Origin of the sequence: Pseudomonas sp. Irchel s3b6 (assembly GCF_900187415.1) — a bacterium.
Classification (GTDB): Bacteria; Pseudomonadota; Gammaproteobacteria; order Pseudomonadales; family Pseudomonadaceae; genus Aquipseudomonas.
Window position 1 is genome coordinate 262,047 of record NZ_FYDM01000004.1, and the last position, 25,199, is coordinate 287,245.

Annotated in this window: 14 protein-coding genes and 1 pseudogene; 4 read left to right on the forward strand and 11 right to left on the reverse strand. The window is 58.2% G+C overall.

Annotated elements, in window-relative coordinates; all coding sequences use genetic code 11:
• Positions 1 to 31 precede the first annotated feature (31 nt).
• Together CKW07_RS09630 and putA are read right to left on the reverse strand one after the other, a co-directional pair.
• Positions 32 to 1,834, reverse strand: coding sequence for an acyl-CoA dehydrogenase (locus CKW07_RS09630; protein ID WP_095144677.1), 1,803 nt, complete (start codon positions 1,832 to 1,834; stop codon positions 32 to 34).
• Between the two features lie 185 nt (positions 1,835 to 2,019).
• Entirely contained in the window at positions 2,020 to 5,973 is a 3,954-nt protein-coding gene (gene putA / locus CKW07_RS09635) for a trifunctional transcriptional regulator/proline dehydrogenase/L-glutamate gamma-semialdehyde dehydrogenase (RefSeq protein ID WP_095144678.1), read from the reverse strand.
• 460 nt (positions 5,974 to 6,433) lie between these two features.
• On the opposite strand from putA, the gene putP reads away from it, so the two are divergent.
• From putP to CKW07_RS09655, 4 genes and pseudogenes are all read left to right on the forward strand, one after another.
• Positions 6,434 to 7,918, forward strand: coding sequence for a sodium/proline symporter PutP (gene putP / locus CKW07_RS09640; RefSeq protein WP_095144679.1), 1,485 nt, complete (start codon positions 6,434 to 6,436; stop codon positions 7,916 to 7,918).
• Positions 7,919 to 8,109: 191 nt separating this feature from the next.
• Positions 8,110 to 8,949, forward strand: coding sequence for a 23S rRNA (adenine(2030)-N(6))-methyltransferase RlmJ (locus CKW07_RS09645; RefSeq protein WP_095144680.1), 840 nt, complete (start codon positions 8,110 to 8,112; stop codon positions 8,947 to 8,949).
• 125 nt (positions 8,950 to 9,074) lie between these two features.
• Positions 9,075 to 9,329 (forward strand): annotated as a pseudogene (locus CKW07_RS25955) (transposase domain-containing protein); the annotation flags it as partial.
• Positions 9,233 to 10,387: an IS4 family transposase gene (locus CKW07_RS09655; protein ID WP_141234444.1), complete on the forward strand. Its 1,155-nt coding sequence runs from the start codon at positions 9,233 to 9,235 to the stop codon at positions 10,385 to 10,387. The pseudogene CKW07_RS25955 and the gene CKW07_RS09655, both read left to right, overlap by 97 nt.
• A gap of 109 nt (positions 10,388 to 10,496) precedes the next feature.
• Here CKW07_RS09655 and CKW07_RS09660 read toward each other — a convergent pair whose 3' ends face one another.
• The 9 genes from CKW07_RS09660 to aceE all read right to left on the reverse strand — a co-directional run bounded on the left by CKW07_RS09660 (position 10,497) and on the right by aceE (position 25,075).
• Positions 10,497 to 10,868: a helicase gene (locus tag CKW07_RS09660; RefSeq protein WP_095144682.1), complete on the reverse strand. Its 372-nt coding sequence runs from the start codon at positions 10,866 to 10,868 to the stop codon at positions 10,497 to 10,499.
• A gap of 323 nt (positions 10,869 to 11,191) precedes the next feature.
• A complete protein-coding gene (locus CKW07_RS09665; protein ID WP_095144683.1) occupies positions 11,192 to 12,148 on the reverse strand; it encodes a hypothetical protein in 957 nt (318 codons plus the stop codon).
• Positions 12,149 to 12,190: 42 nt separating this feature from the next.
• Positions 12,191 to 13,375: an amidohydrolase family protein gene (locus tag CKW07_RS09670; protein WP_095144684.1), complete on the reverse strand. Its 1,185-nt coding sequence runs from the start codon at positions 13,373 to 13,375 to the stop codon at positions 12,191 to 12,193.
• Between the two features lie 5 nt (positions 13,376 to 13,380).
• Positions 13,381 to 14,523, reverse strand: a complete 1,143-nt coding sequence (locus tag CKW07_RS09675) for a TauD/TfdA family dioxygenase (RefSeq protein WP_095144685.1) — start codon at positions 14,521 to 14,523, stop codon at positions 13,381 to 13,383.
• 827 nt (positions 14,524 to 15,350) lie between these two features.
• Positions 15,351 to 16,001, reverse strand: a complete 651-nt coding sequence (msrA, locus tag CKW07_RS09680) for a peptide-methionine (S)-S-oxide reductase MsrA (protein ID WP_095144686.1) — start codon at positions 15,999 to 16,001, stop codon at positions 15,351 to 15,353.
• 71 nt (positions 16,002 to 16,072) lie between these two features.
• Positions 16,073 to 18,766, reverse strand: coding sequence for a bifunctional diguanylate cyclase/phosphodiesterase (locus CKW07_RS09685; RefSeq protein ID WP_095144687.1), 2,694 nt, complete (start codon positions 18,764 to 18,766; stop codon positions 16,073 to 16,075).
• A gap of 283 nt (positions 18,767 to 19,049) precedes the next feature.
• The gene (locus tag CKW07_RS09690) at positions 19,050 to 20,453 is read right to left on the reverse strand and encodes an alkaline phosphatase (RefSeq protein WP_095144688.1); all 1,404 of its coding nucleotides are present in this window, start codon (positions 20,451 to 20,453) and stop codon (positions 19,050 to 19,052) included.
• 336 nt (positions 20,454 to 20,789) lie between these two features.
• Complete coding sequence (gene aceF / locus CKW07_RS09695) at positions 20,790 to 22,418, reverse strand: dihydrolipoyllysine-residue acetyltransferase (protein WP_095144689.1); 1,629 nt, start codon at positions 22,416 to 22,418, stop codon at positions 20,790 to 20,792.
• A gap of 11 nt (positions 22,419 to 22,429) precedes the next feature.
• Positions 22,430 to 25,075, reverse strand: coding sequence for a pyruvate dehydrogenase (acetyl-transferring), homodimeric type (aceE, locus tag CKW07_RS09700; protein WP_095144690.1), 2,646 nt, complete (start codon positions 25,073 to 25,075; stop codon positions 22,430 to 22,432).
• Between the last annotated feature and the right edge of the window lie 124 nt (positions 25,076 to 25,199).

Here is a 25,199-nt window from a genome sequence, read left to right on the forward strand (position 1 = left end):
GGGAACGATCGGTCAGGCGGAGTGTAGGATGTCAGAACCACTCATCCTGCATACCCAGGCACACATCATCCCGTGCCTCGAGAATCGCCAGTTCATGGTGGCAAGCCGGCACTTCCCAGGTCAGGAAGTAGCGCGCCGCTTGCAGCTTGCCTTTATAGAAGCTCACATCCACGGCATTACCCTTGGCCAAGCCTTCCTCGGCGCGGATCGCCTGCTCCAGCCAACGCCAGCCGATCACCGTGTGGCCGAACGCCTTGAGGTACAGCGCCGAGTTGGCGAGGCTGCCGTTGATCTTGCCCTGGGCCAGGTCGGTCAACAGGCCGATGGTCACCGTTTGCAGGCGCGCTACCAGTTTTTCCAGCGGTTCGCGCAATGGGGTCAGCGATTCATGGGCGTGGGCCCGCTCAACGGTGTCGGCGATCAAGCGGATCAACTGCTTGAGTCCGGCTCCGCCGTTCTGCGCCAGTTTGCGCCCCAGCAAGTCCAGTGACTGAATGCCATGGGTGCCTTCGTGGATCGGGTTCAGGCGGTTGTCGCGGTAGTACTGCTCCACCGGGTATTCGCGGGTATAGCCGTGGCCGCCAAGGATCTGGATCGCCAGTTCGTTGGCCTTGAGGCAGAACTCCGACGGCCAGGATTTGACGATGGGGGTCAGCAAATCCAGCAGTTCATGGGCCTGCTTGCGCTCGGCTTCGGTCTCAAGGGTAGTGGTGTCGTCGAACAATCGCGCGGCATACAGTCCCAGGTCGAACGAGCCTTCGACATAGGCCTTCTGGGTCAGCAGCATGCGTTTGACGTCGGCGTGCTGGACGATCGACACCGGTGCGGTGTTCGGGTCCTTGCTGTCCGGCAGGCGGCCTTGCGGGCGTTCGCGGGCGTACTCCAGCGAGTACAGGTAACCGGCGTAACCGAGCATCACCGCGCCCATGCCGACGCCGATCCGCGCCTCGTTCATCATCTGGAACATGCAGCTCAGGCCTTGATGCGGCTGGCCCACCAGGTAGCCGACGCACTCGCCGTTGTCGCCGAAGTTCAGCGCGGTGGAGGTGGTGCCGCGCCAGCCCATCTTGTGGAACAGCCCGGCCAGCAGCACGTCGTTGCGCTGGCCCAGGCTGCCGTCGTCGTTGACCAGGAACTTGGGCACGATAAACAGGGAGATGCCCTTCACCCCGGCGGGTGCATCCGGCAGTTTGGCCAGCACCATGTGCACGATGTTTTCCGACAGCGGATGGTCGCCGCCGGAGATGAAGATCTTGTTGCCCTTGAGTCGATAGGTGCCGTCCGCCGCGGGTTCGGCGCGGGTGCGGATGTCCGACAGCGACGAACCGGCGTGGGGCTCGGTCAGGGCCATGGTGCCGAAGAAGCGGCCGTCGATCATCGGTTGCAGGAAGCGTTGTTTCTGTTCCTCGGTGCCGAAGCTCTCGATCAGGTTGGCGGCGCCCATGGTCAGGAACGGGTAGGAAGTCGTCGCCGCGTTGGCCGCCTGGAAGTGCGCGAAGCAGGCTTGCGACAACAGCGTCGGCAACTGCATGCCACCCGCCTCGAAACTGCGTGCAGCGTTGAGGAAACCGGCTTCGAGAAAGGCATCCACGGCAGGTTTCACTTCCGGGATCAGGATCGCCTGGCCGTCTTCATAGTGCGGTTCGTTCTCGTCGCCCTTGCGGTTGTGCGGGGCGAAGAACTTTTCGGCGATGCTACGCGCAGTGCTAATGGCGGCGTCGAAGGTCTCGCGGTTGTGCTCGGCGAAACGCTCGCGCTGGGTCAGGCCCTCGGCGTCGAGGACTTCGTACAGCTCGAAAGCCAGATTGCGGGAACTGAGCAACGTCTCGGACATGGCGGCCTACCTGTTTTGGAATAGGCCGAGTCTAGGCGTGGGAAGGGTGGAGTGAACAGGATGATTGATTTGGGTGATAGAGGAGCAGTTGCAAGCAGCAAGCTAAAAGCGGCAAGTAAAAGCACATTGCGAACACCGCAAACTGCTCTTACTTGCCGCTTGAAGCTTGAAACTTGCAGCTGTTTTTAACCGATCGTCATCAGGCTGGCGTTACCACCGGCCGCTGCGGTGTTGACGCTCAGCGCGCGCTCGATCACCAGGCGTTCCAGCGCAATGCCGGTTTCGCCCGGCGCCTGGCCGTGAACCCCGACGATGGCGCCGGCACGGGTTGCCACTTGCTGGCAGACCGCGCGCAACTGGTCGGAGTGACCGTGATGCAGTACCGCATCGATGACCACTTCGTCCTTGGTCCAGTCAGCGACCAGCTTGATGCGTGCTTGCACGTCTTTTGGCAGGCGCGCCAGCAGTGCCTTGCTCAGCTCATTCTCCGGCACGACTGCCGAGCCACCCACGGCCAGTACCGCTGCCAGTTGGGTCAGCAGGTCGACTTCGATTTCCGCCAGGCACAGCACGTGTTCGCGCGGCAGGATGGCGTAGCTGTTGCGCTCGCCGGTCGGGCCTGCCAATACGCGGGTGATACCGCTCTGCGATTGCGCGGCGAACTTCACGCACAGGGCGCTCAGGTCGCTGAGCTTGTGGCTGTCGGCCCAGGCTTGCAGGGCAGTCAGCGGCTTGCTCATGGCATCACGCAGACGGACGTCCGGCGCGGTTTCGGCGTCGGCACGGGCAAAGGATTGCTCGATGGCGTCGCCAGGGCGGGTCGACAGCAGGCGGTACAGGTAAAGCGGACCACCGGCTTTCGGGCCGGTGCCCGACAGGCCTTCGCCGCCGAACGGTTGCACGCCGACCACGGCACCCACGATGTTGCGGTTGACGTAGACGTTACCGGCGTTGACGTTGTCGATCACCTTGGCGATGGTCTCGTCGATGCGCGTGTGCACGCCCAGCGTCAGGCCATAACCGGAAGCGTTGATCTGCTCGATCAGTTGATCGATCTCTTTACGCTTGTAGCGCACCACGTGCAGCACCGGACCAAAGATCTCGCGTTGCAGTTCGTCGAAGCTTTCCAGTTCGATCAGGGTGGGCATGACGAAGGTGCCGCGTTTGATTTCTTCGGCATTGGCGATCGCGACCTGGTACACGTTGCGACCTTTGTCGCGCATGCCCTGGATGTGTTTCTCGATGCCCGCCTTGGCTTCGGCGTCGATCACCGGGCCGATGTCCACGGACAGGCGTTCCGGGTTGCCGAGACGGCATTCAGCCATGGCGCCCTTGAGCATTTCGATCACGCGGTCTGCCGAATCTTCCTGCAGACACAGTACGCGCAGGGCCGAGCAACGCTGGCCGGCGCTGTCGAAGGCCGACGAAACCACGTCGATGACCACTTGTTCGGTCAGCGCCGAGGAGTCGACGATCATTGCGTTCTGGCCACCGGTTTCGGCGATCAGCGGGATCGGACGGCCCTGGGAGTCCAGGCGGCCGGCGATATTGCGTTGCAACAGTCGCGCGACTTCGGTGGAGCCGGTGAACATCACGCCTTTGACGCGATCATCGCCCACCAGGCCGGCACCCACGGTTTCGCCACGGCCCGGCAGCAATTGCAGCACGCCTTCCGGGATCCCGGCCTCGAGCAGCAAGCGCACGGCTTGCGCCGCCACCAGTGGGGTCTGTTCGGCCGGCTTGGCCAGGACCGGGTTACCGGCGGCCAGTGCGGCGGCGACTTGACCGCTGAAAATCGCCAGCGGGAAGTTCCACGGGCTGATGCACACCACTGGGCCCAGTGGGCGGTGGGCGTCGTTGGTGAAATCGTTGCGGGCCTGCACCGCGTAGTAACGCAGGAAGTCCACGGCTTCACGCACTTCGGCGATGGCGTTGGCGAAGGTCTTGCCAGCTTCGCGGGCCAACAGGCCCATTAGCGGCTGGATCTCGGCTTCCATCAGGTCGGCGGCACGTTCCAGGATCGCGGCGCGTTCGGCTGGCGGGGTGGCCTGCCAGATCGGAGCGGCGTTGAGGGCGCACTGGATGGCGTTGTCGACGTCTTCGACGGTCGCTTCCTGTACATGGCCGACTACGTCACGCAGGTCCGAGGGGTTCAACACCGGCGCAGGCGTTTCAGTGCTGGAGGCGCAACCGAGCATCGGCGCGGCTTTCCAGTTGTTGTGGGCGCTGGCCAGCAGGGCGCAGGACAAGGATGCCAGGCGGTGTTCGTTGGCCATGTCGATGCCGCTGGAGTTGGCGCGCTCGCTGCCGTACAGGTCGCGTGGCAGTGGAATGCGCGGGTGCGGCAGGCCGAAGCCGCCTTCCAGCGTGGCCATCTGCTCGATCTGGTTCACCGGGTCGGCTACCAGCTCCTGGATGGAGATGGACTGGTCGGCGATACGGTTGACGAACGAGGTGTTCGCGCCGTTTTCCAGCAGGCGACGTACCAGGTACGCCAGCAGGGTTTCGTGGGTGCCGACCGGTGCGTACACGCGGCACGGACGGTTCAGCTTGCCCTCGGACACCTTGCCTACAACCTGTTCGTACAGCGGCTCACCCATGCCGTGCAGGCACTGGAACTCGTACTGGCCCGGGTAGTAGTTCTGCCCGGCGATATGGTAGATGGCCGACAGGGTGTGGGCGTTGTGCGTGGCGAACTGCGGGTAGATGACTTCCGGTACCGACAGCAGTTTGCGCGCGCAGGCGATGTAGGAAACGTCGGTGTACACCTTGCGGGTGTAGACCGGATAGCCTTCCAGGCCTTCGACCTGGGCGCGCTTGATTTCGCTGTCCCAGTAGGCGCCTTTTACCAGGCGGATCATCAGGCGATGACGGCTGCGGCGAGCCAGGTCGATCACGTAGTCGATTACATACGGGCAACGCTTCTGGTACGCCTGGATCACGAAACCGATACCGTTCCAGCCGCTCAGTTGCGGCTCGAAGCACAGGCGCTCCAGCAGATCCAGCGACAGCTCCAGGCGGTCGGCTTCTTCGGCGTCGATGTTCAGGCCGATGTCGTATTGCTTGGCCAGCAGGGTCAGCGACAGTAGGCGCGGGTACAGCTCGTCCATCACGCGCTCGTACTGGGCACGGCTGTAACGCGGGTGCAGGGCCGACAGCTTGATCGAGATGCCCGGGCCTTCATAAATGCCGCGACCGTGGGACGCCTTGCCGATCGAGTGGATGGCTTGCTCGTAGGACGCGAGGTATTTCTGCGCGTCATGCTCGGTCAGTGCGGCTTCACCGAGCATGTCATAGGAGTAGCGGAAGCCTTTGGCTTCAAACTTGCTGGCGTTGGCCAGGGCTTCGGCGATGGTTTCGCCGGTCACGAACTGCTCGCCCATCAGGCGCATGGCCATGTCGACGCCCTTGCGGATCATCGGCTCGCCGCTCTTGCCGATGATGCGGCTCAGGGACGAGGTCAGGCCTGCTTCGTTATGGGTGGAGACCAGCTTGCCGGTCAGCAGCAGGCCCCAGGTCGCGGCGTTGACGAACAGCGACGGGCTGTTGCCCAGGTGCGGCTGCCAGTTACCGGTACTGATCTTGTCGCGAATCAGGGCGTCACGAGTGCCCTTGTCCGGAATACGCAGCAGCGCTTCGGCCAGGCACATCAGTGCCACGCCTTCCTGGGACGACAGGGAGAATTCCTGCAGCAGGCCCTGCACGATGCCGGCACGGCCACCGGCGCTCTTCTGATTGCGCAGTTTTTCAGCAATCGAGGCGGCCAGCTTGTTGGTGGCTTCTGCCATCGGTGCCGGCAGGCGAGCCTGCTCCAGCAGCATGGGTACCACTTCCGGCTCTGGACGACGGTAGGCGGCGGTGATCGCAGCACGCAGTACCGATTGCGGCAGGATGCTCTCAGCGAATTCAAGGAAGCACTGGTGTGCGTGGTCGACGTGAATGTCGGCGCCTTCATCCAGCTCAGGACGGACCGAACCATTGAGTTCGGTCAGGGTTGCACCACCCTCGAGTTTTTCCAGGTAATTGAAAATCGCCTGCTTGATCAACCAGTGCGGCGTGCGATCAATCGAGGTCGCGGCGGCCTTGAGGCGTTCGCGGGTCGGGTCGTCGAGTTTGACCCCAAGGGTGGTGGTAGCCATATTTTTATCCTCATGTTTGCCACGACTGCGTGGCATCAGCTGGCGGCAAGATTAGCCGTGCGCCGAAAGAGGTGCAACCGGGTGCAACCTTTTTTTGCCGGAAAAACAGGCAGCTCGTCAGGAAATAAATTCTGCTACGCGGGTGCTGCTCCTGCTTGGTGCTGTTTGTCTGGGTTAGCGATGTTTCTTGCTCCGAAAAGGAGCAAGAAACCTTTACCTAAAAAATATTTCCGACTAGGTGCAACTTATTCGGGCGAAACTGGTTGCACCTTATTTGCTTTGTTGAATAGCATTCGCGCCCAAGGTGCAACCGTCCACGAGACAGTTCATCGGCTGATGGCTTTCCTGGGGAAACATCAGTCATAAATGCGCGGATTACCCGATCGTCTTTCAAACGTAATCGTTTGGCGGCGGTTCAGCAGACCGCAGCTACATAAAAACAAAGCCAGGGCGTAACTCAATGAGTGCTAGCAATCCAACCTTGATCACGTTCGTGATCTACATCGCAGCAATGGTGCTGATCGGCTTCATGGCCTATCGCTCCACCAACAACCTCTCCGACTACATTCTGGGTGGCCGTAGCCTGGGCAGCGTCGTGACCGCGCTCTCCGCCGGCGCTTCCGACATGAGTGGCTGGTTGTTGATGGGCCTGCCGGGTGCCATCTACATGTCTGGCCTGTCTGAGAGCTGGATCGCCATCGGCCTGGTCATCGGTGCCTACCTGAACTGGCTGTTTGTAGCCGGTCGTCTGCGAGTACAGACCGAACACAACGGTGACGCGCTGACACTGCCGGACTACTTCTCCAGCCGTTTTGAAGACAAGAGCGGCTTGCTGCGTATTATCTCGGCCGTCGTGATTCTGGTGTTCTTCACCATCTATTGCGCCTCCGGCATTGTGGCGGGCGCCCGTCTGTTCGAAAGCACCTTCGGCATGTCCTACGAGACCGCGCTGTGGGCCGGTGCTGCGGCAACGATTGCCTACACCTTCGTTGGTGGTTTCCTGGCGGTAAGCTGGACTGACACCGTACAAGCCACGCTGATGATCTTCGCCCTGTTGCTGACGCCGATCATCGTGCTGCTGGCCACCGGTGGCGTCGACACCACGTTCCTGGCGATCGAAGCGCAGAACCCTGACAACTTCAACATGCTCAAGGGCACGACGTTCATCGGCATCATCTCGCTGATGGGCTGGGGCCTGGGTTACTTCGGTCAGCCGCACATCCTGGCGCGCTTCATGGCGGCGGATTCGGTGAAATCGATTGCCAATGCCCGTCGTATTTCCATGACCTGGATGATCCTGTGCCTGGGCGGTACCGTTGCAGTCGGTTTCTTCGGCATTGCTTACTTCTCGGCGAATCCGGCCGTGGCGATGCCGGTCAGTGAGAACCACGAGCGTGTGTTCATCGAACTGGCCAAGATCCTGTTCAACCCATGGATCGCTGGCGTGCTGCTGTCGGCCATTCTGGCTGCCGTGATGAGCACCCTGAGCTGCCAGTTGCTGGTGTGCTCGAGCGCCCTGACCGAAGACTTCTACAAGGCTTTCCTGCGCAAGAACGCTTCCCAGCTTGAGCTGGTGTGGATCGGTCGTGCCATGGTGCTGGCCGTAGCACTGGTTGCCATCGTGATGGCCGCCAACCCGGAAAACCGCGTACTGGGTCTGGTCAGCTACGCCTGGGCCGGCTTCGGTGCTGCCTTCGGTCCGGTTGTACTGATCTCGGTACTGTGGAAAGGCATGACCCGTAACGGCGCTCTGGCCGGTATCGTGGTCGGTGCTCTCACCGTGATCGTCTGGAAGCATTTCGAACTGCTGGGCCTGTACGAAATCATCCCGGGCTTCATCTTCGCCAGCCTGGCCATTTTCCTGGTCAGCAAGATGGGTGAGCCAACGGCCGGCATGCTGCAGCGTTTTGCCGCCGCCGAGAAAGATTTCCACCTGAACAAGTGATTGCCAGGGCAAATACCCTGATTAAGCACTGATAAAAAACGGCCCGCAGCCAATTGGATGCGGGCCGTTTTTTTGTGCGGGTTCCGCTCGGCGGATACCGGCATGGCTGGCGTCCTGGGGGCCGCTCGGCTGCGAACCCCTGACGTTGGGCGCGGTACAGGGTAAACTTCGCCTCCTTCGCAGGAGCAGCCATGAATTATCGTCACGCCTTCCACGCCGGCAATCACGCCGACGTGTTCAAACACCTGACCTTGACCCGCCTCATCGCCCTGATGTCGCGCAAGGAACAGCCGTTTGCCTATCTCGACACCCACGCCGGCATTGGTCTGTATGACCTGCAAGGCGACCAGGCCAGCCGTACCGGTGAATACCTGGAAGGTATCGCACGTTTGTGGGGCGAGCCGGATCTGCCGCTGCTGACGGCGGACTACATGCAGGTGCTGCATGAAATGAACCCGGATGGCCAGTTACGCTACTACCCTGGTTCGCCAGAGCTGGCACGACGCCTGACTCGCCCGCAAGACAGGGTACTGCTCAACGAGAAACATCCAGAAGACGGCTTGCTGCTCAAGGACAACATGAAGGGCGATCGCCGGGTCAAGGTGCACCTTGGCGAAGGCTGGCATGTCCCGCGTGCGTTGTTGCCGGTACCCGAGAAGCGTGGGTTGATGCTGATCGATCCGCCGTTCGAGAAGCTCGATGAGATGCAGCGCTGCGCCGCCTCCCTCAAAGAGGCGATTGGCCGGATGCGGCAATCCGTGGTAGCGATCTGGTACCCGGTCAAGGACCAGCGCCTGTTGCGTCGCTTCTATCAGGACCTGGCCGGTACGGGCGCGCCGAAGCTGTTGCGCGTGGAACTGCTGGTGCATCCGCTGGATACGCCCAACAGCCTGAATGGCTCCGGGATGGCCATTGCCAATCCTCCGTGGGGGCTGGAAGAGGAGCTGCGGGAGCTGCTGCCCTGGCTGGCGCAGAAGCTTGGCCAGACCCAGGGTGGGTGGCAGATGGATTGGTTGATTGCCGAGAGTTGATTGGTGGATTCTTCGGCGTCTGGTCTGACGCTATCGCGGGCTTGCCCTAATGCCAGTCAGTTAAGGAATTGACTTGGCCGCCAAGCAATATTAGAAACGGTCTTATGTTTTTATGAGCTCGCTTCATGCCCCTCCAAAACGACCTTCAAGAACTTACCAAGCTTAATCCAATCTCCTTCGAGCGCTTTGCACAGCTGATTGACCCTGCGTGGATTGAGCAGGCGCAGCTGTCGACCGGTACGGTCTCTATTCGCCGCAGACGCTTGCCGGCCGCGCGCATTGTGTGGCTGGTGGTTGGGTTGGCCTTGTTCAAGAGCGAACCGATTTGGCTCATCGTGCAACAACTAGGATTGGCTCTGGGCGAAGCGAAAGTACCTGCCCCAGTGCCGCAGTCCAGGCTAGGCAACGGCTCGGAGAGGCACCGCTGGTCGCACTGTTTAAGCAATTGGCCGAAGCATGGAGCTGTGCTGAGCAGCCGGCTTCGGCTGGCTTTTTGGGGTTGCGTAGCTTTGCGGTAGACGGCGTGGTTTGGTCCACTCCCGACACGCCGGAGAACCGCCAGGCCTTTGGTGGCGGGCGGACTCACTCGGGAGATGGAGCCTGGCCGCAAGTACGTGGTGTTTGCCTGATGGATACCCATAGTTACTTGATTCGAGCCGCCTGTTTTGGCGAGTTTGCTGTCGGTGAGCTTCGCCATGCGAAGGGGTTGGAAAAAGCGGTGAGCGATCACTCGGTGACGATTTTTGATCGAGCCTACTACTCCGCAGTCCTCTTGCTTGATTGGCAACAAAGTGGCACTGAGCGGCATTGGCTCATGCGAGCACGCAAACCACTTAAATACGAAGTGATCGAAGAGTTGGGCGTGGGTGATTGGCTCGTGCGACTGACCGTTTCTCGAGACGCTCTCAAGCAACGTCCGGACCTTCCCACCCATTGGCATGCACGACTGATTGAGTACTCGATAGACGACAAACCGCGCCGCTATCTCACTTCGTTGACCGATGCTGAACGTTACCCTGCCAATCAGGTGGCAGGGCACTACAACGAACGCTGGGAAATCGAATTGGGTTATCGCGAAATCAAGCAAAATCTGCTTAAAGGCGAACAACTACGCAGTAAACACCCTGATCTGGTGCGCCAGGAACTGTGGGGGACCCTGCTGGCCTACAATTTGATCCGTCAGGAAATGCGCTTGATGGCTGGAGAAATGAAGGTGGCGCCGCACCACTTAAGCTTCCTCTGGTTGGCTCAAGCGGTGACCAACGCGCTACGGTTCTGCCCGCTGGAAACGCCAGGTACGATTCCTCAGCGACTGGCAGCACTGCGGTCCCAGGCTCAACACTTCATGTTGCCTGCCAGGCGACCGCGAAGTTACCCAAGGGTAGTCAAGCCCAGGCCTGTAAAATACTCCAAAAAGAAAACTGGAGGGCTTAACTGACTGGCATTAGGGCTTGCCCGCGAAGGCCGTCAACGATGACGCGTGCGTCCTGGATAAACCCGGGGTACTTGAGTTTCTCGTCGGAACGCCGCCCGGAGCAAGCTCGCCCCTACGCCTTCTTCGGCTTCAAATACTTGCTCAGCCCCTGGAACCAGATCACCAGCGCCGGGTTGCCCTTGATCTGGATCGACTTGTCCTGAATCCCCGTCATGAATGCCAACTGCTTGTTCTTCGCCTGCATCGTGGCAAAGCCATAAGCTGCGTCCTTAAAGGCAATCGCAAACGCAGGCTCGGCATGCACACCCGATTGACTGGTGATGCGCTGGTCCTTCACGCGGAAATGCCGCGCCACTTTCCCGTCCAGGGTCTGTAGCTGAAACACCAAATCCTTGTCACCCAACTGCTGCTGAAAAGCCGGATTGGTCCGGCTGGCCTTACCCATCAACAAACCCAGCATCCACAGCAGAAAACGAAATTTCATGCACACAGCCTCAAGAGGAAAATGAATGGCTGGGGCAGTTTAACGGCTTCGAACGAGAGCACCACTATTGTGTGGCTTTAGAAGAAGATGGGATATTTTTTGACGCTGATGACTGCCAAGTCATTGAATAAACATCACTCCGCAACCTCTTTCGGAAGCCAGGTTTTCTGATCCTTAACTGGGTAATGGGCAAAGCCTCCTAGCCCTGCGACAAGCCTCCGATTCACCTACAGGACTTGGACACCAGCGATGAAAGCTCCGCGATCTGCCTGATATTTACTTGTGTGAGCGTAATTTTGTATGAAATTCCAGGCGGTAATAGTTCAAGTTTGATTTTTACTTACAGCTAGCTTACTCAAAAAGCTCTCAATCTTAGGTAAAACAAACTGCAGTATCTTCGGCATGGTGTGGATAGGCAGTTGGCAGCATGCGAAAAACAACGCCATGGTAGGGGACAGGCTGACGCCAAGAGCAGACCATAATAGCCCAACATTTCTGTTACCGCCGTTAAGTGCCATGGTGAATTTCGATGTCAATGATCCGGGGTACAGACAGCCCATGATCAGTTGTAGGCAAACATTTATGCAGTAGGCGATAGCTATCATTGAAATGGCCAGCGAGGGTTTATCCAAAATGATCAGTTGCATGCCTGCCATCGTCCCTACTGCAAAAAAGAAAAGAGCAATCACGACTACACCATCGATTGCCAAACCATGTGTTGCAACAAACGTTTGCGAAAGGCGACGTATCAATAACGCGGCCCCTTCGGCGCCCCCTATCAATATTGCCAGTCTGATGGCCAGATCAATAGGGTCTATGAAGAGTGAAAGTCCATCAGCGAAAACATGGAGTATCAGCGGAGCGCTAATAGGGATAATTGCCATTGAGCAGAGAGCGGTCACCAGCGACATGGAGGGGTCAAGTCCGAGCATTCTCGCCACTGCAGCATTTCCGCTGGCCGGCGGGGCTGCAACGGCGATGGCGATAGCAAGAGACAATTCCTGATTACCACTGAGATAGAACGAAACCACTCCGAAAAGGTAAGGGCAAACAACAACCATCAAGGTTGGAAATATCAGCGATATTTTAATGTTTCTTGCCGCTCTTATTACCTCAGTGTTGTTGATGCGCAGGAGAGCACCTAATACAAATATGAATACCATGACGGGCAGCAATGGTCTCGCCAAGTCAGCAAGATGAGGGATAGCCAATCCAATCGCGCAACCGGAGGCCAAGACAGTAGGCCCTCTGCGGGTGATTCCGGGTAGGATTCTATGCATGCAAATGTTCTCAAACCGGCATCCCTCACAGGGCGCCTCTATTTAGGTGCGGAGTGTTATTTCAGGTGTGACGGATGGCGGTGGTGAGTTCTTGGATTGCTTCACTACCAGGCGCCCATCAATCAGAATCGAGGTGATGCTCGGAAGGTCGCCGCTGCTGAAACTGCCCAATACGCTGGGCTCTGCGCCACCCAAAGGGCCGCATGCGATCAGAATGTCGGCTTCTCTTCCGACTTTCAGAATTCCGCGGTTCAACTTTCGCACCTTTGCAGTATTGCCCGTTGCAAAGCAGACAGCCTTTTCCGGAGGTACGTCGCCGAAACTACTGAGCAAGGCGATGGCTCTGAGCATGCCGAGCGTGGGAACCCCGCAGCCAGCGGGCGAATCTGTTCCAATTACTATACGGTCGAGTTGGTTCATTTCTCTTGCGTAGTTCAAGGTGGTCACCGCCGCGAACTCGTTCCCGTTATGTACGATTTCCAAAGCACCCAGGCAGCCCTCACACAGACACCGAATTTGGCTTGGCGCCAATGCGGTATAGCCGCCATTGATATGCCCGATAATGTCCGGCGCAATTTCAAGGATCTGTTCTGCGTCCATTCTCTGAGAGGTGGAAATAGAAGGACCGCCGGTGTGGGTAATAGAAGTCATGCCGTGCTTGCGAGCTATCTTGACCAACTCAGCTGCGCGGCTTACGGATTTGACCGGGCCTATGCCGACCTCTCCCAGTTGGTTGATGCCTTGGGCAACCATTTCGGCAAAGTCTTGATCCGTAAACTCATCATTGAGCAGTGGTGCACCTGCCTCCATTTTTATCCCCGAAGGGCGGGTGTTGGAGAAAGAGCGCTGGGCAGCAATTGCCATTGCGATAGTGCCGACTCTGTCAGTGGGTAGCCCTGGAACGTGTACTTCCCCAGCAGAAATCATGGTCGTGACTCCACCCTGCAGTGAATGCCAGATCCAATTATGGTTACCGGATCGTGGGCTATATTCACCAAGGGTCGGGTGAGTGTGATTGTCGATCAAGCCGGGCATTACGGTGCTTTGTTTTGCGTCGATCAGAAGATCTGCATTTGAAAACTCTACATCTTCAATGCGGCCGACATACGTAATCATGCCGTCAACGCTGACCAGTGTGTCTGCATCAATGAGCGGAATGTCGAGATCGCCCGTTAGGAACGTGCCTATATTATGGATTATTGACGTGTAGCGTTTCGCATCGGACATTTACTTCACCTCTTGAAATCAGTAGGCAAGGGTTCAAAAATTCGAGTACCGTTCTTTTTGAACGTTCGAAAGTTCCACAGGTTATTGGTGAGAAACACGCGCTGGACCCAACGATACGCGTGACCTTTCGGGTCGAAGCTGGGTATGAACTTGTCACGGGAGTGCAGAGTAAATCGATTGTTTATGTACACTAATTTTCCAGGCTGGATATCTATTGCGTGGGCGACTTGTTTAAGGGCTTCGTAAAATTTCGAATAGGCTTTTTTTGCCGCCTCATCAACGGCGATAACCATATCTGGATAAAACGCAGCGGTGACCCGAGGATGAGATATCGGCCCGGTCAATATTGGATACAAGCGGGTTTCGCCAGATTGAGCGCCGCTGTTTCTCCAGCGATAAGGCTGCCGGATTATGAAATGCTTGCCGTATAACAGTTGAATGTCCATTTCGCTCAGCGTCTTGAGCGCTTCCCTAGCATCGGAAACCCAAGTTTTCGGGCCTGAGGTATATGGGTCGCTGCGAACCCCAAACAGCATTAGAGCTAATGGCGATGTGTCGCCACGGGTGTCGTAAGTCTGGAAGGCGTTCTCAGTGTGCAAGTCCAATTCCACCTCCGACCCGTTTCCGGTGTATTCGGCTGCCGCCTCAGGGTGCGGAACAAGGTCATTTACCAGTTTCGGTCCCTCGTGCTCGATGGAGTAAGGCTCTGCAATCAAACTGCCTAACGCTACTAATACGTTTTCGGACAGGTACCCATTTTTAAAACCAAAACTGTCTGCATCTCGTTGTGGACTACCGAACGCATCATCCACTGGAAGATTTTCGAACACGCAGTAAGACGCATCGTCGTTTTTCAGCGACTCGAGTTTTTCAATCAAACGCTCCGGAAACATCCGATATGCAGTCGTACGAATCTTCTGAATGTAATTGTGACCCCCTGTCGGCTCGTAGCAAACACCCACCAGTGCATCGCGAATACCCTCTTTTTCAAAATCTGTCAGACGGAAAATATTGGAATTTCCACATGACTCATCCATGCAATCACCATAACAATAGAATTTTGTATAAACGGTTATGGCCATGTTGCCTTTGCCCAACTCGCATTCCAGCGCTTTATACTCTTTCGAAGAGCGCGCACCCTCGCTCACGAAACTTTCTTTGGAAACATAGACCTTAGCGAGCTAAATATAATAAGTGGAAGTTTGCTTGAGTAAGACATCCATGGCCGTTTTTAAGAATCACGTTCATTCCCCCATTGGAGTTTCAATGATCTGCCCCAGCACCAGAAGCCACCAAAGCATGACAAAAATATAAAACAAAAAATGTAGGACGCTTCTGAAAATGCAAGCAAATGAGAACAGCCAGTTAAAGCGCCGCGGCACCTTTATGTAATTTCATCGATTATCAAGCAATGTCTCACAATTCATCTTTATTGGAGTGCATAGAATTTAAAGTCTACGCGACAAGCTTAAGAAATTTCCTTATCAAGTTCTGATACATCATTCTGAAATAGAGGAGGTTTCTGACCATGGCAATAGAAGCGTCTCACATCAATCCTTCCAATGCCTTGTTAGCGTGTTGGCGCAATTTACGCAGGCCAAGTGCGCAATAAAAAATCGGTGGAGTGTTGTTTGGTTGCCCTGCTCACACTCTTAGCTGGCCGCTCTGTTCGGGCTGTAGGGTGCGACGGTTTTGCGTGCCTATTAAACGATGGCGCTCTTGCTCTTGGCACCCCGGAAAACCCGTCGTCCATCAGAGTCATTACTGCCGATTTCGCCGACGATGTGCGTGGTGGGCATGCTCACCCAATGTTTGACTTTGTGACTGCTGCGCAGCCGAACGCTGGCTTCGCCAGCTGCTACGGATCGCGTCATGGCTTAACTGATCGGTATTAGGGCAAGCCCGCTCCCAACCTAATGTGGGAGCGGGCCGGGCGGCGTTCCGCTTGCCCGCGATGCTTTTGATGGTCCGAAAATCAGATCGGGCAGGTGACGCCGGTGCCGCCGATCCCGCAGTAGCCTTCTGGGTTCTTTGCCAGGTACTGCTGGTGATAGGCCTCGGCGTAGTAGAAGGTCGGGGCCTGTTCGATTTCGGTGGTGATGGTGCCCAGCCCGGCCTTGGTCAGTTCTGCCTGGAACGTTTTCTCGCTGGCCTTGGCTTCGTCCAGTTGTTCAGGTTTGACCGCGTAGATCACCGAACGGTACTGGGTGCCGATGTCGTTGCCCTGGCGCATGCCCTGCGTCGGGTTGTGCAGTTCCCAGAACATGGCCAGCAGTTCCTTGTAGCTGATCTGATCCTGGTCATACACCACCAACACCACTTCCGTGTGGCCGGTCAGGCCCGAGCAGACTTCTTCGTAGGTCGGGTTTGGTGTGAAGCCACCGGCATAACCCACCGCCGTGCTCACGACGCCTTCGCGCTGCCAGAACTTACGTTCCGCACCCCAGAAACAGCCCAGGCCGAAGATCGCGAACTCCACATTGCCAATGAATGGACCGAGCATGTACTGATCCTTATTGACGAAGTGTTTCTCCGGCACGGTCATCGGGGATTCGCGGCCAGGCAGAGCTTGTTCTTTAGTAGGGAGCACGTTTTTGTTCACCAGAATTTCCGAACGCAAGACCATGATCGGTCCTCCAGTCAGGTTGGGGATGTCGATTAAGTAGAGTGTCAGTGTGCCCGAGTGTTACAGCGCTGTCAGGCGTTTGGGCCGCGTGGATAGCGTTTGAGCTTCTCGATCAGATCAAAGCCCGGGATCGGTCGGTCGAATAGGTAGCCCTGGCCGACGTCGCAGCGGTGGCGACGCAGGAACGCCAGCTGTTCGGCGGTCTCGATGCCTTCGGCAACCACTTTGAGCTTCAGGTTATGGGCCATGGCGATCACGGCCGAGGTGATTTCCATGTCGTCCTGGTTGTCCGGGATTTCATGAATGAAGCTGCGATCGATCTTGATGATGTCGATCGGGAATTTCTTCAGGTAGCTGAGCGACGAGTAGCCGGTGCCGAAGTCGTCCATGGCCAGGGTAAGGCCCAGGCGCTTGAGTTGGTCGAGTTGCAAGTGCGTGTCTTCGGTGGCCTCCAGCAGCAGGCCTTCCGTCAGTTCCAGCTCCAGCAGTTGGGCGGGCAGTTGTTCGTCCTTGAGAATGCCGGCGATCGACGACACCAGGTCCGGGTCGGAGAATTGCTTGGGTGACAGGTTGATCGCCACCTGCAGGTTGCCCAGGCCGGCAGCGGTCAGGGCTTTGCTCATGCGGCAGGCTTGTCGGGCGATCCATTTGCCGATGGGGATGATCAGTCCGGTCTCTTCGGCGACGCTGATGAACTGATCCGGACGAATCATGCCCTTTTCTGGATGGTCCCAACGCAACAGCGCCTCCATCCCCAACAAGCGGCCAGTGCGCAGGCACAGCTTGGGCTGGTAGAACACGTCCAGTTCATTTTGCGTCAGGGCGCGGCGCAGGTTGTTTTCCACGAACAGCTTGTAACTGGCCTCGGCGTTCAGCGCTTCGGTGAAGACCTGGACCTGATGCTTGCCATTGGCCTTGGCCTTGTGCAGGGCCAGCCCGGCATTGCGCATCAGGGTCTGTGGGTCGCGGCCGTGCAAAGGCGCGCAGGCCACGCCCACGGAGCCGGTGACGCTGATCAACTGGTTGTCGACGAACATCGGTTTATCCAGCGTCATCAGCAGCTGGCTGGCAATTTGTTGGCCGGCATTCAGGTGGGTGTCGTCCAGTAGCACCGCAAATTCATTGCTGGCAAAACGCGCCAGGCTGCCACTCGGGCTCAGGCTGTTGCGCAAGCGTCGCGCCAGGCTGATCAGCAACTTGTCGCCGGTCTGGTGGCCGAGGCTGTCGTTGATCCGCTTGAAGTTGTCGATGTCCACCAGCAACAGGCAGATCGGGCTGTCGCTGTCGCGGGCAAAACGCTCGTCGAGGTTGCGAATGAACGCCGGGCGATTGCCCAGGTTGGTCAGGTTGTCGGTGTAGGCCAGGCGCTCGATGCGTTGTTGAGCGAGCTTGGTCTGGGTGATGTCTTCGTAGATGCCGATGTAGTGGGTCAGCTCGCGGTTGTCCCCGTATACCTTGGAGATCGACAGCTGGCCCCAATAGGGTTCCAGGTTCTTGCGCCGGCTTCTGAACTCGCCTTGCCAGCTGTTGCTCTTGGCCAGGCTCGAGGGCGCGTCGAACAGCAGTTCGCTGAGGTTTTCCAGCGCCGGCAGTTCCGACAGACGATGGCCGTGGACTTCTTCGGTGCTGTACTGGGTGATGGCCGTGAAGCTTGGGTTGACGTACTCGACCACGCCGTCGCGGTTGACCAGCAAAAAGGCGTTGGCGCTCTGCTCCACCGCACGCTGGAACAGGTGCAAGGCGCTGGTGGCCTTGCGGCGATTGTGGTTGTTGATGACTTGGGCGAACTGGTCGGCCAACTCCCCGGCGAAGGCAATCTCGTCCGATTGCCAGGCGCGGGTCACGCCGGTCTGTTCCAGGCAGAGCACGCCCACCACGTGGCCGTCGACGCGGATGCTGGCGTCGAGCATGGCGTTGACGTCGCGCGGGCGCAGGCTCTCGGCCATTTCCCGGGTGCGTGGGTCGTGCATCGCATTATGAGCGTCAATGGCGCGGCAGGTGTGCAGGGCTTCCAGATAATCAGGGCAGTCGCTGACGTCGATCGCCTCGGGTAGCCGGTACTCCTGGGAGGCGCGGTGGTAGGCGGAAACCGCTACCAAGTGCTGGCCTTCAAGGTTCCACAGGCTTGCGCTGTCGATCTGGTAGATGTCGCAGGCACTGCGGGTGATCAGTTGGGCCGCTTCCTGCAGCGAATTGCCGCTGCTGTAGCGCTGGCGTGTGAGCAGCAGGATCAAGTCCTGCTGGGCGCGTACGCGCTCCAGGTGCAGCAGTTGCTCCTGCTGGGCGCGCTGGTTCAGTTCCAGGGCGATTTGCAGGCGCGAGTTCTGGGTTTCCAGGTCGAGTGCCGACAGTAGCGTATCGTTTTCGAACAGGCCGTCGACCACCAGCAGATAGCCGCGTAGCAGGTGACGATTGTGCTGTTTGTAGGCCTCACCCAGTTCAAGCAGGCTCAGGGAGCCCTGGGCGGTGTGGAGGGTGTACCGGATCAGGTAATGGGGGCTTTGTGTCAGTTGCTGCTGGATGGTGTCGTGCAATTGATAGCGGGCTTCGGGCTCCATCAGGCTCGCGTAGGGCGAGCCAACCAGAGCGCAGAGCTCGACAGCGGGCAAGCCGAACTGGCGTTCGCAGTTGGGGTCGAGAAATAGCAGGGCCCAGCTTGCTTCATTCAGCCGTTCGAAACGCAGCATGCCGAGCCGCGAGGGCACTGGCAACTGCGTCACTACCTCGGCCACCATACGGCTGGCGGCATCGGGATGGCTTTTCATGAAAGAAACTCGCTTCGAAAGTGCTGAACGCGCCGGGCTCACGCCCTCTTAACTGCTGCCTGCGGCAAGGTTGCATCATGGCGCAGTGACTGACAAGTGAGGATCAAGGCTAAGTGCTATGAGAGCGTATCGGCAGGAAGAAGGGTTTCTGCAGTAAACAACTGAAACCCTTGCCGCCTGTGAGGGTGTTTGCTTTTGTGGCAGGCGTGCCAGCGACAGGCATCCTGTTGGTCATCGTGCCGGATGGGGCTCTTCAACGACGCACGCAACGTCTCTCCGGTCGCTACGACAGGTTGTTGTGCAGTGGGATGTGTGCTGATTGCAAGACCTTGCCGTTTGGGTCGTAGTAGTCCACTTGGATCTGTTCTGTGCCGACAATCATGTGGGCAAAGTTGTCCTGGCTGACCACTGCACTTGTTAACTGGAGGTGATAGTCACCCGTAGGCGTTTGCATCAGGGGGCGGTCCAGGATGAATGTCGACGCTTTGGCGTAGGGCAGCCATGCGCTGTTGCACAGCGGGGAGGACACGAGGGTGTGTACTTCGAAGTCGGGGTCCTGGCTGTGACGCAGGCGGCAGGTGAGTGAGCCGTGAACATCACCGGTCACGAACACTACGTTCTTGATCTTGTTGTGGCGGATGGTTTCCAGGATGCGCAGGCGTTGCTCGGGGAAGCCTTTCCAGGCGTCGTTGTCCTGGCTTTTGCTGTCGGGGTAGAGCATGACGCTGGTCACCACGAATTTGACGCGCGCCGGGCTGTTGATCAGCCACTCGAGCAGGAAGTGTTCCTGTTCCGTGTCGAGGATGCGACGATCGTCAGCTGAGAGATTGCGACGGGTTCGGCTGTCGGTCACGAACCATTCGAGATCTCCCTGCGAGAACTGATACCAATAGTGTTTCAGCGTTCGGTCTGGTTGTCCGTCGGGCGTCAGTTCATGAACGGGACTATGGCTGGCTTGGTAGATTTCATACGCGGTTATTGCATTACGATAAAGCGTTGTATCGTTGTTGGCCTTGGCTGGCCAGTTATCTTCTATTTCGTGGTCGTCCAGAATCATGTATGTCGGGAGAGATGCCATTAATTCCTGGATGTGCGGCTGAGAAAAGGCTGCTCGATACTTGCTAAGTATGTCTTTGTATTCACGGTCTGGCGCAACAATGTTCATATCGTCTACATAAACCTGATCGCCTGTCATGATAAAGGCGCTGGCAGGTGGCGAGGACTTTTGTGCCAGGCGGTAGACAGCCGAGTAGATCTTATCGCCCTTTGATGGCAATGACGGGATGCCTAGCGTCATGCGTAAATAGCGACAAGAGCCAACCATGTAGCTTCGAGGTGTGGTGGCTTGACTGGAAGTGGTACGAAAGCGGTAGATCTCTGTGGGCCATTGCAGTGGCAACTCCTTCAGGGTTTCCTGGGAGTGTGTCGCACTGCCGGTAGTGAACCAGCCTGCCTGATATTCATACTGAGTATCGCTGGACAGGTTGTTGAGTGCGATGACATTCGACATGTCGCGAAGGGGTGTCAAGGCAGTAAACAATGAGTTGGACCAATCGGTATCACCCGCGCGGCGATAACGTATTCCAGCAAATGCCGGGTTATTCTTTTTCAGGTTCCCACGGAGGAATATACGTGTGTGATTAGTTGTTGTATGGCCAATAATCGGGCCGACGCTAAGTTTGAACATTTTCGAGTCCGTTCGCAATATAACTGTGGAGGTCAGTATGTTGTGGCAAAGCACTTAGTGTGCTGTGTTGAACTTATCCTATTGCTCGCAAGACGATAAATATTGATGGATAAGCAGACTGCAGGTGTGGGCTGAGTAAACTGTCGATGTGGTACCGATTATTTTTTGTTTGTAGGCAGGGGGCATGCTTTCAACGAGTGTTGAAGACAGTGCTAGGTGGCGGGCTGTTTTGCGGGCAAAAAAAGCCCCGCCAAATTGGCGGGGTTGAGGTACGAGCGTGGCGCTCGGAAAACGTGGAACGCGAGTGGCCCTCCGTTGAGGGAGGGCCGCCCGGTCTTACAGCAGGATGGTGCGGATGTCGCCCAGCAGGTCGCTCAGACGCTTGGTGAAACGGGCCGCAGCGGCGCCGTTGATCACACGGTGGTCGTAGGACAGCGATAGCGGCAGCATCAGTTTCGGCTGGAAGGCTTTACCGTCCCAGACAGGCTGGATGGTTGCCTTGGAAACACCGAGGATCGCCACTTCCGGCGCGTTGACGATCGGCGTGAAGCCGGTGCCGCCAATGTGGCCGAGGCTGGAGATCGTGAAGCAGGCGCCTTGCATGTCGTCAGCGGTGAGCTTTTTGTCGCGGGCTTTGGCTGCCAGCGCGGCGGCTTCGGCTGCCAGTTGCAACAGGCTCTTCTGGTCGACGTTCTTGATGACCGGTACCAGCAGGCCATCCGGGGTGTCGACCGCGAAGCCGATGTTCACGTACTTCTTGCGGATGATCGCTTTGCCGCTTGGCGCCAGCGAACTGTTGAAGTCCGGCAGTTCCTTGAGCAGGTGCGCGCACGACTTGAGCAGCAGCGGCAGGATGGTCAGCTTGACGCCAGCCTTCTCTGCAACGGCTTTCTGAGCGATGCGGAACGCTTCCAGCTCGGTGATATCAGCCGAGTCGAACTGAGTCACGTGCGGGATGTTCAACCAGCTGCGATGCAGGCTCGACGCGCCGATCTGCATCAGGCGGGTCATCGGCACTTCTTCGGTTTCACCGAAGCGGCTGAAATCCACGACCGGAATCGGTGGAATACCGGCACCGCCGGTTGCGCCTGCAGCCGGAGCTTCTTTGGCCTTTTGCATCATGGCTTTGACGTAAACCTGTACGTCTTCCTTGAGCACACGGCCGTGTGGGCCGCTTGGGCTCACTGCATTCAGCTCGACGCCGAACTCGCGGGCCAGCTGGCGTACTGCCGGGCCTGCATGCACCTTGGCGCCGCTTGGCGCAGGTGCTGCAACCGGGGCTGGCGCAGCCTCGGCTTTGACAGCCGGGGCTGGTGCAGCAGCCGGTGCCGCCGCTGGCGCGGGAGCCGCCGCTTGTGCTGGCGCAGCCGGTGCCGCAGCGCCCGCCACTTTCAACTTGAGGATAAAGTCGCCAGTGCCGACTTCGTCTTCGAGTTTGACCGCGATGCTTTCCACCACGCCGGCAGCCGGCGAAGGGATTTCCATGCTGGCCTTGTCGGATTCCAGGGTGATCAGCGATTGATCAGCCTCGACGGTGTCGCCGACCTTGACCAGCAGCTCGATGATCTTGGCCTTGCCCGACGAGCCGATATCCGGGACGTGGATGTCCTGAATGGTGGCAGCAGCAGGTGCCGCAGCTGGCGCTGGGGCAGCAGCCGGTGCTGGCGCAGCAGCAGGAGCCGCGGCGGCCGGAGCAGGAGCAGCGGCTGGCGCCGCGGGTGCCGCAGCGGCACCCTCGACTTCCAGTTCCATCAGTTCGTCGCCTTCTTTCAGGCGATCGCCCAGCTTCACTTTCAGGCTCTTGATGACGCCGGCCTTGGGGGCCGGAATCTCCATGCTCGCCTTGTCCGACTCAAGTGTCAGCAGGCTCTGGTCGGCTTCGATGCGATCACCGACCTTGACCATCAGTTCAATTACTTCACCTTCACCGCTGCCGATGTCAGGTACGCGAATGAGTTCGCTCACAGAGTCTCTCCTCAGCAGTCCAGTGGGTTGCGTTTTTCCGGGTTGATACCGAACTTGGCGATGGCTTCAGCCACGACCTTAGGTTCGATGTCACCACGGTCAGCCAGTGCTTCAAGGGCTGCCAACACCACGAAATGACGGTCGACTTCGAAGAAATGACGCAGTTTCTTGCGGCTGTCGCTGCGGCCGAAACCGTCGGTGCCCAGGACTTTGAATTCCTTGGACGGTACCCACTGACGGATCTGCTCGGCGAACAGTTTCATGTAGTCGGTAGAGGCAATGACCGGGCCTTTACGGCCGTTCAGGCACTCTTCAACGTAGCTCAACTTAGGCTTCTGGCCCGGGTGCAGACGGTTGGTGCGCTCAACGGCCAGGCCGTCGCGACGCAGTTCGTTGAAGCTGGTAACGCTCCAGACGTCAGCGCCGACGTTGAACTCTTCACGCAGAATCTTCGCCGCTTCACGGACTTCACGCAGGATGGTGCCGGAGCCCATCAGCTGAACGTGGTGCGCCGCTTCGCGGGTGTCTTCTTCGAGCAGGTACATGCCTTTCTTGATGCCTTCCTCGGCACCGGCCGGCATGGCTGGCTGCTGGTACGACTCGTTCATCACGGTGATGTAGTAGAAGACGTCCTGTTGCTCTTCGGTCATCTTCTGCATGCCGTCCTGAATGATCACCGCCAGCTCGTAGCCGTAGGTCGGATCGTAGGTGCGGCAGTTCGGGATGGTGGAAGCCAGCAGGTGGCTGTGACCGTCTTCGTGTTGCAGGCCTTCACCGTTCAGGGTGGTACGGCCGGCGGTGCCGCCGATCAGGAAGCCACGGGTACGGCTGTCGCCAGCGGCCCAGGCCAGGTCGCCGATACGCTGGAAGCCGAACATCGAGTAGAAGATGTAGAACGGTAGCATCGGCTGGTTGTGGCTGGAGTACGAAGTACCGGCCGCGATGAAGGAGCTCATGGCGCCCGCTTCGTTGATGCCTTCTTCGAGGATCTGGCCCTTCTGGTCTTCCTTGTAGAACATCACCTGGTCTTTATCGACTGGCTCGTAGAGCTGGCCAACGGACGAGTAGATGCCCAACTGACGGAACATGCCTTCCATACCGAAGGTACGGGCTTCGTCCGGGATGATCGGAACGATGCGCGGGCCGATTTCCTTGTCCTTGACCAGTTGCGCGAGGATTCGCACGAAGGCCATGGTGGTGGAGATTTCACGGTCGCCCGAGCCGTCCAGGATTGCCTTGAGGGTGTCCAGTGGCGGGGTCGGGATGCTGAAGCTCTTGGCGCGACGCTGAGGCACGAAGCCGCCCAGTGCGGTACGGCGCTCGCTCAGGTAGCGGGCTTCGGCGCTGCCTTCTTCCGGTTTGAAGAACGGCAGGTTTTCGAGTTCGTCGTCTTTGACCGGGATATCGAAACGATCGCGGAACAACTTCAGGCTGTCGACATCGACCTTCTTGGTGTTGTGCGCGGTGTTCTTCGCTTCGCCGGCGCCGGTGCCATAACCCTTGATGGTCTTGGCCAGGATGACGGTCGGTTGTTCTTTGTGGTTGACCGCTTCGTGGTAGGCCGCGTAGACCTTGTACGGGTCGTGGCCGCCACGGTTGAGTTTCCAGATCTCGTCGTCGGACAGGTCTTCAACCATCGCCTTGAGTTCCGGCGTGTTGAAGAAGTGCTCACGTACGAACGCGCCGTCTTTGGCTTTGTAGTTCTGGTACTCGCCGTCGATGACTTCGTCCATGCGGCGTTGCAGGATGCCGTCGACGTCCTTGGCCAGCAGAGGGTCCCAGAAACGGCCCCAGATGACTTTGGTCACGTTCCATTGAGCGCCGCGGAACACGCCTTCGAGTTCCTGGATGATCTTGCCGTTGCCGCGAACCGGGCCGTCGAGGCGCTGCAGGTTGCAGTTGATGACGAAGATCAGGTTGTCCAGCTTCTCGCGGCCGGCCAGGGAGATCGCGCCCAGGGATTCCGGCTCGTCGCACTCGCCGTCGCCCAGGAAGCACCAGACTTTCTGTTTGCCTGGCTGGATGAAGCCACGGTGTTCCAGGTACTTCATGAAACGTGCCTGGTAGATCGCCTGGATCGGGCCCAGACCCATGGATACGGTCGGGAACTGCCAGAAGTCAGGCATCAGCCAAGGGTGCGGATAGGACGACAAGCCCTGGCCGTCGACTTCCTGGCGGAAGTTGTTCATCTGGTCTTCGGTAATGCGGCCTTCCATGAACGCACGGGCGTAAACGCCTGGCGAGGTGTGGCCCTGGAAGTAGATCAGGTCGCCGCCGTGTTCGTCGGTCGGGGCCTGGAAGAAGTAGTTGAAGCCGATGTCATACAGGGTTGCGCTGGAGGCGAAGCTGGAGATGTGACCGCCCAGGTCAGAATCTTTCAGGTTCGTACGCATCACCATGGCCATCGCGTTCCAGCGTACCAACGAGCGAATGCGGCGTTCCATGAACAGGTCGCCAGGCATGCGTGCTTCGTGGGTCACAGGGATGGTGTTGCGGTACGGCGTGGTGATGGCGTAAGGGAGCTGCGAGCCGCTGCGGGTCGCAAGTTCGCCCATACGGGTCATCAGATAGTGAGCACGGTCTTCGCCTTCTTTGTCGAGAACCGATTCCAGGGCGTCCAGCCATTCCTGGGTTTCGACGGGATCGAGGTCTTGCATGGCTTGCTCCAGGGCGGAAAGGCTACCAGAATCGGTTGCCTGAGTTAGCGACTGGCCTTGTGGGCAGACGTTATGAATTCTTGGATTGCCGGTAGGTTGACTCGGCGGCGTGTAGTTTTACTAC

Coding starts and splice junctions, on each gene's coding strand:
- CKW07_RS09630 (WP_095144677.1), bottom strand. CDS start 1,834: ATGTCCGAGACGTTGCTCAGTTCCCGCAATCTGGCTTTCGAGCTGTAC.
- putA (WP_095144678.1), bottom strand. CDS start 5,973: ATGGCTACCACCACCCTTGGGGTCAAACTCGACGACCCGACCCGCGAA.
- putP (WP_095144679.1), top strand. CDS start 6,434: ATGAGTGCTAGCAATCCAACCTTGATCACGTTCGTGATCTACATCGCA.
- CKW07_RS09645 (WP_095144680.1), top strand. CDS start 8,110: ATGAATTATCGTCACGCCTTCCACGCCGGCAATCACGCCGACGTGTTC.
- CKW07_RS09660 (WP_095144682.1), bottom strand. CDS start 10,868: ATGAAATTTCGTTTTCTGCTGTGGATGCTGGGTTTGTTGATGGGTAAG.
- CKW07_RS09665 (WP_095144683.1), bottom strand. CDS start 12,148: ATGCATAGAATCCTACCCGGAATCACCCGCAGAGGGCCTACTGTCTTG.
- CKW07_RS09670 (WP_095144684.1), bottom strand. CDS start 13,375: ATGTCCGATGCGAAACGCTACACGTCAATAATCCATAATATAGGCACG.
- msrA (WP_095144686.1), bottom strand. CDS start 16,001: ATGGTCTTGCGTTCGGAAATTCTGGTGAACAAAAACGTGCTCCCTACT.
- CKW07_RS09685 (WP_095144687.1), bottom strand. CDS start 18,766: ATGAAAAGCCATCCCGATGCCGCCAGCCGTATGGTGGCCGAGGTAGTG.
- CKW07_RS09690 (WP_095144688.1), bottom strand. CDS start 20,453: ATGTTCAAACTTAGCGTCGGCCCGATTATTGGCCATACAACAACTAAT.
- aceE (WP_095144690.1), bottom strand. CDS start 25,075: ATGCAAGACCTCGATCCCGTCGAAACCCAGGAATGGCTGGACGCCCTG.